An 11,870-nucleotide genomic window follows, 5' to 3' on the forward strand; every position below is an offset into this window, starting at 1 on the left:
TCGCTCGTCGACCAGCTGATCGTTGGTGGGATCGAACGCGAGCCACTGATCGTTCGGCATCCACACCGCAGCCCACGCGTGGGTCGCGTCGACACCGATCATCCGTTCCTTGCCGGGCGGAGGTTCGGTTGCGAGGTATCCCGACACGTACCGGGCCGCCAGACCCTTGGACCGCAAGCACGCGATCGCAAGGCGAGCGAAGTCCTGACACACTCCCGACCTCGCGGCGAGGACGTCGACAACGGTGGTCGAGACCGTCGTCGAGCCGGACAGATAGCGAAAATCGGTGAAGATCCGATGCGTCAGATCTACGACGACGTCCGCGAGAGGACGACCGGGCCAGAAGCTGGGGGCCGCGTAGGCGCGCACCTCGTCGGTGATCTCCGGAGTCGGCAGATCGAGAGCGAACTCCACGGCCGACGCGCGGGCCGGTTCCGCAGGCACGCTCGCATCGAACAGCGCCATCCGAGCCGACTCCCAGGATGCCGTCGCCGGCCACGAGGTCGTCTCGTCCGCCGGACGAGGATAGACCTCCACCAGCGAATCCGCCGTGACCACCAGCTTCTCGTGGTCGTGCGTGACGTGGAAGTACACGTCCTCGTTGCCGTAGACGTCCACGCCGAAGGATTGATCGGTGGGAGCCGGCTCCACCGTGACCGACTTCTCCAGACAGTGCTGCCCGTCCATGTCGCGCGGCGCGAGGAATCCGCGCCCGTAGGACGAGGTCACGCGGTCGGAATACGTGTAGGTGGTGATGTGCTTGATTCGGTACCGACGACTCATCACCGCACTCCGTTCGCAGTTCGGATGTTGGCGCTGCCCCACAGCGGCTGCGTGCCACCGGGCAACGACATGTGCGTGGCGAGGACGACGCGGGACAATTCCTCCAGCGAGTCGTGGATGCCGTCCACCAGCTCGAGCAACTCCACTCGCCTGCCGTTCGCATCGACCGATTCCAGATCGCCCGGGTCAACGCGCCGCAACCGCACCCGCATCTGCTCGACGAGCTGCTCGGGCCGCGACGTACCCGAGGCGTCGGGCAACGAACCCAGGTCGTCCCGAAGCCGATCGAGCTGGTAGACCAACGCTCGCGGATTGCCCTCGTCGAACAACAACAGTTGCGCGACGGCAGCCGGACGCGCGCGCCCGCTGTTGCGTCTGCGGTAGATCACCGAGGACTCGGCCGCGGACAGCACCGAATCGATGACCGCTTGTTCGGTGGACGGCGTGAGAGCGTGACTCAGCGTGGCCGAGAGCAGCGCAGTCAGCTGCAGACCACGCTCGATCCGTTTGCCTGCATCCATCAGGTACCAGCCCGCGTCTCGCACCATCGATTCCGATGCCAAGCCGGCCAGCGCAAGCAACCCGCGCAGCACACTCGACTGCGACGACGCCAGTTGCGCGCCGTTGTGAACCGGCGACTCGGCCAGCTCCTCGAGCGCGGTGTCGATGCGATTCAGCACCGCCCAGGTGTCGTTCGAGAGCTGGTCGCGCACCGCGCGCGCCGCTTGCTGCATCCGATCCACCGATTGGGCCAGCGAACCCAGACGTCCCGTGGAGAGCATCAGCGAGCGCATTTCCACGCTCGCATCACCGCGGTTCTTCTCGTCGAGGAATCCCGGCCAGGTGCGCGAGACCTTCGTGACCGCTTCGAGAAGGATCGGCAGACTCTCGCTGCCTTCGAGCCACGGCATCGAGCGGTAGTCCTGATTGCGTTCGCGCGCGGCGATGAGCAGTCGAGTCATGTCCTCGGCACGCTCGCTGTAGCGGCCGAACCAGAACAGGTCGCCGAGCACACGCGGGGAACTGACGACATCGACGTTGGACGCGGCGTACTGCGGCAACTCCTCCACCGTGGCGGGCGGGGTGTGCGGAGCGGAGTCCGCCGGGGTGACCCGTTCCACCGACTTGACCCACACGTCCTTCGACGCCACCGTGATGAGCGGTTCGGTGACCGGTGCGGTGAGCACCACCTGCCCCAGGCCGCCGCGCATCGGCGTGTACCCGCCCCGCTGGGCAACCGTGAACAGCCGCATCCCCACCTGCGCCGGTGCCACCGACAACTGCGAACCCGAGCCGCCGTCGATCGACGAACCGACCGGAGCCAACGAGAACTCGGGGACTTCCTGCCCGGTCCACTTCCATGGCTCGGCGAGAATTCGCTTCCACAGCTCCTCCGCGGCGACGTCGGTGAGATCGTGCCCCACCACCGTGCGACGTGAGGTGGTCGAGCGCAGCACCAGCGAACGCATCCGGCTTCCGATGTGCGAGAGCTGATCCGGGTCGCCACCCCAATAGGTCTGTACCGAACCGAGAATCAGATCCTCGTCCAGCAGGGCACGGCTCAACGCCGGAAGCAACGGAAGAAGAGCCGGGTTCTCGAGGACACCACTACCGAGAGTGTTCAAGACGCTCACGGCCCCACGCCGCAGCACTTCGACCAGACCGACGACTCCCAGATGCGAATCCGGGCGCAGATCGAGTGGGTCGGCGAACTCGGCGTCGACTCGGCGCAGCACCACATCGACCCGGCGCAGCTTGCCGAGCGACCGCATCCACAGACAGCCGTCGCGGACCACGAGATCGGCATTCTCCACGAGCGGAAAGCCGAGAACCGTTGCGAGATAAGCCTGATCGAATGCCGTCTCGGAATGCGAACCGGGACTGAGCACCACCACGACCGGATTCTCGGCCGATGCGGGTGCCGCATCGCGAAGCGCCAGACGAACCGCCCGAGCGAACGTGGACAGCGGCCTGGGATTGCTGGCCTGGAACAACTCCGGCATCGCGCGCGACATCACCCGCCGATCGGCGAGCGCGTACCCCACTCCCGACGGTGCCTGCGTGCGGTCGGCGACGACCCGGAATTCGCCGTCGGAACCTCGGGCGACATCGGCGGCATGCATGAACAGCTGATGCGGCCCCGGAACGGTGATCGCATGCGCCGTCCGCAGATAGCCCGGGTTGCCGAAGACCAACTCCGGCGGAATCAACCCCCGACGAACGGTTTCCTGAGCACCGTAGATGTCGGTGAGCATCGCATCGAGCAACATCGACCGCTGAACCAAACCTGCTTCCAGACGGTCCCACTCGTCGGCCGCGACGACCAACGGAACACTGTCCAACCCCCACCGAACAGCACTGGGCAACGCCTCGCTGCCACCCGACGGAATCGGGTTGTACGTGATGCCGTGGTCGTCGACCAGACGGCTCACCCGCGACTGCAACGTCTGCATGGCACCCGAGCCGGCCTCGCGCATACCGTCGATTAATTCCGCCCAATGCGGACGGACGGCGTCGTCGGCATCGAGCATCTCGTCGAACCGATCGACACGACCGGTCACAGCCTCACGCCGACCGCGATACGCGAGCCACGGCGACCCGGCACCACTCGAAACGTCGTCGTTCCTGCCGGCCCCACTCGAAACGTCGTCGTTCCTGCCGGCACCACTCGAAACATCGTCGTTCCTGCCGGCTCCACTCAGGGTGGTATCCACGGGCACCATCGAGCCGTTGTTCCTTCCGTCGGTCGATCACACTCCGCCGCCGGGTGACTCCGCTGCCTGCGGAACCACCCGATACGCGTCGGACCGAGATCGCTACCGGTCGACTCGTTCTCCTGTGCAGTCGCGCGTCAGGACGTGATGACTCCGGTCCGGCGCAGGTCGAGCATGCCGGGCGCGGACACATCGATCGCTTGGCGAGCGTGCATCTCGAGCAATCTTGCTACGTCCACCTTGCCCGAGGTGAACCCGCCCTCCTCGAAGCGGCCGTTACGGCGCGCTTCGGCTTCCACGGAGTTGACCGGCGGTCCCTCGTACGAGCGACCGCCCGGGTGCACCACGTGGTACGAGCACCCGCCGACCGCACGTCCGGTCTGCATTTCCACCAGATCAAAACGCAGCGGACTCTGCACCTCGATCGTCGGGTGCAGAGCACTCGGCGGCTGCCAAGCGCGGTAACGCACACCGGCGACCTGCACGTCCTGACGCTCGGTCCGCAACATCGGCACCGGCACCCCGTTGCACGTCACCATGTAGCGGCCCGCGTCGGCTCCGGCGACCTGAACCTGGATTCGTTCCACCGAAGAGTCCACGTACCGAGCGGTGCCCGAGGACGTCGATTCTTCGCCGAGGGTGTTCCATGGCTCGATCGCACCCCGCAGCTCGATCTCGGCGTCACCGACCACGGTGGTGCCGATTCGGGGGAATCTGAACTCGGTGAACGGATCGAGCCAGCTGGTGTCGAAATCGATGCCGTGCTCGCGGAGGTCCTCGACGACACGCCCGATATCGTTGATGACGAAGTGCGGCAACATGTACCGACCGTGCAGATTGGCACCGTGCCGGATGAGAGGTGCCTTCAGCGGGGTGTCCCAGAACCGCGAGACCATCGATCGCACGAGCAGTGACTGCACCATCGCCATCTGATGGTGCGGCGGCATCTCGAACCCGCGCAGTTCGAGCAGTCCCAGTCGTCCGCGAGTGGAGTCGGGACTGTAGAGCTTGTCGATGCAGAACTCGGCGCGGTGCGTGTTGCCGGTGATGTCGGTGAGCAGGTGCCGCAGCGCTCGGTCGACGACCCAGGGCGACGCCGATCGGTCGGCCCCGGTCAGTCGTTCGATCTCGCTGAATGCGACCTCGAGCTCGTAGAGCGATTCCTCGCGGCCCTCGTCGGCGCGAGGAGCCTGCGACGTGGTGCCGATGAAGCGGCCCGAGAACAGGTACGACAGCGACGGGTGCCGCTGCCAGTGCGTCAGCAGCGAGACCAACAGGTCCGGTCGACGCAGAACGGGTGAATCCACCGGCGTCACCCCGCCGAGCGTGATGTGGTTTCCACCGCCCGTTCCACGCGTGGTGCCGTCGTTGTCGAATCCCTCTGTGCTCAAACGGGACTGACGCGCCTCGAGGTAGAGACGCTCCATCAGATCGTTCTGTTCCGCCCACGAGGAGGTCGGTTGCACGTTGACCTCGATCACACCGGGATCCGGTGTGACGGTGAGGGTTTGGATACGAGGATCGGACGGCGGACCGTAGCCCTCGATCACGACGGGCGTGTCGATGGTCGACGCCGCCTGCTCGACCCGCGAGACGAGATCGACGAAGTCGTCCAACCGATCCATCGGCGGCATGAACACGTGCAGGACGCCGTCGCGAACCTCGGCGACCAGTGCGGTGACGGCGGTGCCGCCCACCCCGGACGTCTCGTTCACCAACTGCGCGTAACGCGACTCGGCCGGGTTCACCGCACGCGGCGGTTGCTGGGTCAGCTGCGGTGTGGGCAGATCCGGCTTGGGCGCGGTGGGGTCTGCCGGGTTCTCGACGGGACCGCCGTCCCAGGAGATCGCGCGAAGTGGCAGCCGCAGGCCCGCGGGAGAATCGCCCTCCAGCAACACTATTCGGCCGCGGCGCAACTTCCAGTCCGAGCTCTCCCAGCCGGAGCCGTCCTCGGTGCGCGAGATGGGCAGAACGAATGCCGCAGGCTCGTCGGTACTGGCATCGAGCCGTTCGAGCAGTTTCTTTCTGGCATCCGCGGAATCGGCTCCCGGTTCGAGATCCTCGTCGTCGGCGGGCGGATCACCGTAGGGCTGGCGAACCAGGTCCAACAGTTTCACCAACGGGTCCTCGTAGGCGGGACGCGCCTGTGAGGCGGGCAGTCCGAGCGCCTTGACCAACTCGTCGATCAATGCCTGCGACGCCGAATTGTCCACCGGATCCGGGCGCAGGTCCTCGGCCAACCAGGGATCGGCGATCAGATCGGAGTCGTGCCACAGAGCTTGACCGTCGGTACGCCAGAACAGTCCCACCTGCCACCGCGGCAGAGGTTCGCCGGGGTACCACTTGCCCTGGCTGCGCTGCACCAGACCGTCCGGTGCGTAGATGGTGCGAAGCCGTTCGGCGAGCACACTTGCCAGCTTGCGCTTGTGCGGACCGTCGGCAGTTGTGTTCCACTCGGGCGCTTCCTGATTCTCGATCGCGACGAACGTGGGCTCGCCGCCGACGGTCAACCGAATGTCCTGATCGATCATCCGCTCGTCGATCTTCTCGGCTGTGGCCTTGATCGATTCCCACTGCTCGGCGGTGTACGGCAACGTCGTTCGCGGATCCTCGTGGACGCGGACGACGGTGTTCGAGAAGTCGAGTTCGGCCTTGCACTTGCTCGTCGCACCGGAGATGGCGGCGGCCGTCGACGGGTGCGGTGTGGCCGACAGTGGAATGTGGCCCTCGCCGGCGAACAGACCCGATGTCGGGTCCATCCCGACCCAGCCCGCACCGGGGAGGTAGACCTCGGTCCAGGCATGGAGATCGGTGAAGTCCTCCTTCGGCCCGGACGGGCCGTCCAGCGACTTTACGTCGGAGGACAACTGAACCAGGTAACCCGAGACGAACCGCGCTGCCAGACCCATCTGACGCAGTACCGACACCAGCAACCACGCCGAGTCGCGGCACGACCCGACGGCGGACGTCAGGGTCAGATCGGGGGTCTGCACTCCGGGTTCCATGCGCACGGAGTACCCGACGTCGCCCATGACGGCTTGGTTTGCCATCACGAGAAAATCGATGGTGCGCAACGACTCTCCGCGTTCGGTGACAGCCGCCTGCAGCTTCTCCACCCAGGCCGAGACCACCGGTCCCGGTCCGGATCCGGCCTTGCCCTCGTCCACCGGCCGTAGATACGGCTCGAGGTCGGGCAGGTCGTGCTCTTCGTACGCGAAGCCGTAGTGCTCGGCCCATTCCTCGACGAAGAAGTCGAGGGGATTGATGGACGCCATGTCCGCGACGAGTCCGACGGTGATCGACAGGTGATCGGTTCGCTCGGGGAAGACCACCCGAGCGAGGAAGTTTCCGAACACGTCCTGCTGCCAATTGACGAAATGCTCCGCCGGCTCGATCTTCAGCGAGTACGCCTCGATGGGAGTGCGCGAATGCGGTGCCGGTCGCAGCCGAATTTCGTGCGGAAAGATCTTGACGGTGCGGTCGAATCGGTAGCTGGTGCGGTGTTCGAGTGCAACCTTGATGCCCACGGCGAGCCCCTCGTGATAGTCCCGGTATGGGTAGAACACCCAACCCTAGTAGGACCGGGCCCGGTGCGCTCGGCGAGAAATCGTGTCCGAAATGTACCGACCGGGCAGGTGTGTAGTGCTTGACACCCTCTTCGTGGTGGGGTTCGCTCGGCGAGAATCGAGTATTCGTTCGACGCACGCCACACTTTGCAACCAAAGGGAATCTCGTGAGCGACAATCCACCCAACGGACCGCAGTACGGGTCCGATCCGAACCAACCCCAGTACCCCACGAATCCAGCGTCCGGTTACCCACCGCCCGGCAACTACCCACCGCCCGGCAACTACCCACCGCCCGGCAACTATCCGCCGCCACCGGTAGGCGGAAACGCCGGATTCGGGCTGGGCTCGCAGTTGCCCGGCGGCGCGCAGCCCGGCAGCCTCGGATCACGTTTCGCGGCGCGCTTCCTGGACTTGCTCATTCTCGCGATCGTCCAGATCATCCTGTACTTGATTCTCCCCAGCGGGTTCTTCGGAACTTTCCTGATGGGTCTCGCGACTGCGCTCCTCGGCTTCGCGTACTTCACGCTGCTCGAGTCCTCCCGCGGCCAGACTCTGGGCAAGCAACTCCTCGGCCTACGCACCCTCGGCCCAGCAGGCGGACTGCCCACTCAGGCCGAGGCGGCCAAGCGCAATGCCTTCCTTCTGCTCAACATCGTGCCGTTCGTCGGCAGTTTCCTGGTGATCGTGGCGTACATCGTCGTTGCGGTGACCATCAACTCCAGCCCGACCAAACAGGGCAAGCACGACGAGATCGCCGGCGGAACCCAGGTCATCAGCATTTCGTAACAACCCGTCCACGCACGAGCGGACCTCCGACATCAGGCGGAGGCCCGCTCGTCTGCGTTCACAGTGTTTCGGGGTCTCGGTGCTCCGAACCACCCCACGCGTCCCGACCACAGACCAGGAGAACGACGTGAACGACGATCCGACCGACGAACCTCGGCCCGGCCAGGGTTCCGATCCCGACCGCCCCGAAACGCCGAACACTCCCCCGCCGAACACGGGAAACACCCCGCCGCCTGCCGGCGGTCAGTATCTGCCCCCGCCCGGGAACTACCCGCCGCAGGGGAACTACCGACCGCAGGGACCTCAGGGCGGCTACCCGCCTCCCGGTGGCTACCCGCCTCCCGGTGGCTACCCACCCCCGCCCGGAAACTACCCGCCCCAGGGCAACTACCCACCACAGGGCGGCTACCCGCCTCCCGGTGGCTACCCACCCCCGCCAGGAAACTACCCGCCTCAGATCGGCGCGCCCGGCAGCTATCCACCGCCACCCGGTGCGTATCCACCCCCGCCCGGCAACTACGCGAACTACGGCAACCAGGGGTACGGACAGGTGCCGTTGGGTCCCAATCCCGGTCGCCTGGATGTCGGTGCAGCGCTGAGTTACGGCTTTGCCAAGTTCAAGGACAACGTCGGCCCGTGGCTCGCCATCACGGCCATCGTGTGGGCCGTCAGTGCTATCGGGGTCGTCCTGATCTTCGCGTCGACGTTCACCGCGGCGATGGCAGCCGCCGACAGCGGTGACACGACGTTCACGACCACGACATCCGGGGTGGCCATCGTCGTCACGGCCATCGCCACGTTCGTGTCGTATTTCGTCAACGCCGCCTACGTTCGCGGAGCCCTGGACGAGACCGGCGCTCCCGAGAAACCGTCGTTCGGGCGGTTCTTTCAACTCACCAACGTCGGCCAGATCGCCGTCCTGGCGTTGATCTGGACCGTCGTCAGCGTGGTGCTCGGTTTCATCCCGTTCCTCGGAACGGTCCTTCTGATCGCGATCGGCTTCCTCGCGAACTTCGCCTTGACGTTCCTGATCGATCGCAACCAGTCGGCGATCGAATCCATCAAGTCGAGTGTCGACCTGACCGTCAAGAACTTCGGCCCGATGCTGCTGCTACTACTTCTGTTGACCGCGATCAACATCGGCGGCGCGCTGCTGTGTGGCCTCGGTCTGCTGTTCACCATCCCGTTCTCGGTGATCGCGACCAACTACGCCTACCGCGTCCTCACCGGCGGTCCGCTGTCCCCCGCACGCTGACCTGATCCGAACAGACGAATGTCCCCGCAACGCACTGCGCTACGGGGACATTCGTTTTCGAACCCTTCTAGGCCTCGGCTGGTTCTTCCTTCTTCTCCGGCTTGAAGTCGACGCCCGATTCCTTACGCTGCTGCGGCGTGATGGGAGCCGGCGCGTCGGTCAACGGGTCGATGCCACCGCCGGACTTGGGGAACGCGATGACCTCTCGGATGGAATCGACTCCGGCGAGCAGCGCGGTGATGCGATCCCAGCCGAACGCGATGCCGCCGTGCGGCGGTGCGCCGTACGAGAAGGCATCGAGAAGGAAGCCGAACTTCTCCTGTGCCTCTTCCTTGCCGATACCCATGATCGCGAACACCCGTTCCTGAATGTCCTTGCGGTGGATACGAATACTGCCGCCGCCGATCTCGTTGCCGTTGCAAACGATGTCGTAGGCGTAGGCCAGAGCAGATCCGGGGTCGGTGTCGAACGTATCCATCGACTCCGGCTTCGGGGAGGTGAACGCATGGTGCACTGCCGTCCACGCACCGGATCCGACGGCCACGTCCCCACTGGCTGTGGCGTCGGACGTGGGCTCGAACAGCGGGGCATCGACGACCCACACGAACGCCCACGCCTTCGGGTCGATCAGGTCGAGCTTCCGAGCGATCTCGCCGCGAACGGCACCGAGCAATCCACGGGATGCCTTGACAGGGCCGGCGGAGAAGAAGATCGCATCTCCGTTCTTCGCGCCGACGTGTGCGGCGAGGCCGTCGCGCTCGGCGTCGGTCAGGTTCTTGGCAACCGGACCACCCAGCGTGCCGTCCTCACCCACGAGAACGTACGCGAGGCCCTTGTGGCCACGCTGCTTGGCGAATTCCTGCCATCGGTCGAGCTGCTTCCGGGGCTGGCTCGCGCCACCGGGCATGACGACCGCACCGACGTACGGGGCCTGGAACACTCGGAAGGTGGTGTCGGAGAAGAAGTCCGTGCACTCGACCAGTTCGATCTCGAAGCGAAGATCGGGCTTGTCCGAACCGTAGCGACGCATCGCCTCGGCGTAGGTGATCCGCGGAATCGGAGCCGTGAAGTGATGCCCGACGAGCTTCCACAGCGATGCCAGGATCTCCTCGGCCAACAGGATGACGTCGTCCTGGGTGACGAAGCTCATCTCGACGTCGAGCTGAGTGAACTCCGGCTGACGGTCGGCGCGGAAGTCCTCGTCTCGGTAGCACCGGGCAATCTGGTAGTAGCGCTCGATACCGCCGACCATGAGCAGCTGCTTGAACAGCTGCGGACTCTGCGGCAGAGCGTAGAAGCTACCCGGCTGCAACCGCGCCGGCACCAGGAAGTCGCGGGCACCCTCGGGGGTGGATCGCGTGAGCGTCGGAGTCTCGACCTCGACGAACTCGTGGTGCGCGAGCACCGAGCGGGCGGCGGCGTTGACATGAGAGCGCAGGCGAATGGCATGCCCGGGGCCCTCACGACGCAGATCGAGGTAGCGGTACTTCAGACGCGCTTCTTCGCCCGGCTGGTCGTCGAGCTGGAACGGCAGCGGTGCCGCCTCGGACAGAACCTCGATCTCGGAGGCCTCGACCTCGATCGCACCGGTGGGGATCTCGTAGTTGGCGTTGCCCTCGGGGCGGCCCTCGACCTTGCCGGTGACCTTCACGACGTATTCAGCGCGCAGGCGATGGGCCTGCTCGAGTGCTGCTCCCTCACGGAAGACGACCTGGGACACACCGGACGCGTCGCGCAGATCGATGAAGATGACGCCGCCGTGATCGCGTCGGCGGGCCACCCATCCCGTCAGCGTCACGGTTCGGTCGACGTGCTCGGGGCGTAATGAGCCGGCGAGGTGGGTGCGCAGCACGGGTGTCCTTTCGAGAAAAATCCGCTGATCGTGTTCTTCGCTCACCGATCCTACGGAGCACATGACCGTAGAAGGAAACGAGATCGCGACGCGGCATGCGAAGCTATGGCCGACAGCAGCGATGTGTGTTCTCGCCACAGGGTGGGAGCTCGGCGGAGAGGAACTCGGGCATGACCTTCAGAGAAGGTTCGCGGATGGAGCGGGGTCGAGTCTCCGTCGGCGGCAGCGGTGGCGGCGGACGCGGTGGCAAACTCGCCATCGGCGGTGGTGCAGGCGGCCTGATCATCATCGTCATCGCGCTGCTCTTCGGCGGAGATCCCGGTTCGATTCTCAATCAGATCAGTGGCGGTGACAGCTCGGCGGGGCAGGTCGACTCCGGCACCTCGGGGACCCTCGAGGGCTGCGAGACCGAGGCGGACGCGAACACCAAGATCGACTGCCGTATCGGATTCACGGTGTCGAGCCTGGACACCGTCTGGGAATCGCAGCTGCAAGCTCAGACCGGCGTCGCCTACGTTCAGCCCGGCGTGAATCTGTTCTCGGGAGCAACCAATACCGGCTGCGGCAACGCCACCAGCGCCGTCGGGCCGTTCTACTGCCCCGCCGATTCCACCGCCTACTTCGACACCAGCTTCTTCCAGGTTCTCGTCGACCAGTTCGGCTCGAGCGGCGGCCCCCTGGCGCAGGAGTACGTGGTGGCGCACGAGGTCGGCCATCACCTGCAGAACCAACTGGGCGACATCGGCCGCGCGCAGGCCGATCCTCAGGGACCCGAGTCCGGTGGCGTCAAGGTGGAGCTGCAGGCCGATTGCTACGCGGGAATCTGGGCGCACTATGCAGCCGACACAGTCGATCCGGACACCGGGGTTCCGTTCCTCGAGCCGCTGACCACCACCGACATCGACGACGCTC

7 protein-coding genes are annotated in these 11,870 nt (G+C 65.6%); 3 read left to right on the plus strand and 4 right to left on the minus strand.

What is annotated here, in order from left to right:
- From A2J02_RS13025 to A2J02_RS13040, 3 genes are all read right to left on the minus strand, one after another.
- A partial coding sequence (locus A2J02_RS13025; protein WP_068050576.1) for a transglutaminase family protein occupies positions 1–783 on the minus strand: 783 nt, incomplete at its 3' end.
- Complete coding sequence (locus A2J02_RS13030) at positions 783–3,314, minus strand: circularly permuted type 2 ATP-grasp protein (RefSeq protein WP_068050572.1); 2,532 nt, start codon at positions 3,312–3,314, stop codon at positions 783–785. The genes A2J02_RS13030 and A2J02_RS13025, both read right to left, overlap by 1 nt.
- Positions 3,315–3,634: 320 nt before the next feature.
- Entirely contained in the window at positions 3,635–7,024 is a 3,390-nt protein-coding gene (locus tag A2J02_RS13040) for a transglutaminase family protein (protein ID WP_068050577.1), read from the minus strand.
- Between the two features lie 206 nt (positions 7,025–7,230).
- Between A2J02_RS13040 and A2J02_RS13045 the strand changes: the two genes are divergently transcribed.
- Positions 7,231–7,851, plus strand: coding sequence for an RDD family protein (locus tag A2J02_RS13045; protein WP_082899037.1), 621 nt, complete (start codon positions 7,231–7,233; stop codon positions 7,849–7,851).
- A gap of 127 nt (positions 7,852–7,978) precedes the next feature.
- Entirely contained in the window at positions 7,979–9,106 is a 1,128-nt protein-coding gene (locus tag A2J02_RS13050) for a hypothetical protein (RefSeq protein ID WP_231911451.1), read from the plus strand.
- A gap of 67 nt (positions 9,107–9,173) precedes the next feature.
- On the opposite strand, the gene aspS is transcribed toward A2J02_RS13050, so the two are convergent.
- Complete coding sequence (gene aspS, locus A2J02_RS13055; RefSeq protein ID WP_068050575.1) at positions 9,174–10,958, minus strand: aspartate--tRNA ligase; 1,785 nt, start codon at positions 10,956–10,958, stop codon at positions 9,174–9,176.
- Positions 10,959–11,128: 170 nt separating this feature from the next.
- Here aspS and A2J02_RS13060 point away from each other — a divergent pair.
- The coding region (locus A2J02_RS13060; protein ID WP_068050579.1) for a neutral zinc metallopeptidase at positions 11,129–11,870 on the plus strand (742 nt) is incomplete at its 3' end.

The organism is Rhodococcus sp. EPR-147 (assembly GCF_001647185.1).
Classification (GTDB): Bacteria; Actinomycetota; Actinomycetes; order Mycobacteriales; family Mycobacteriaceae; genus Rhodococcoides.

Bases quoted from the DNA above. Each gene is read 5' to 3' on its own strand.
- A2J02_RS13030 (WP_068050572.1), bottom strand. From the start codon at position 3,314: ATGCTCGATGCCGACGACGCCGTCCGTCCGCATTGGGCGGAATTAATC.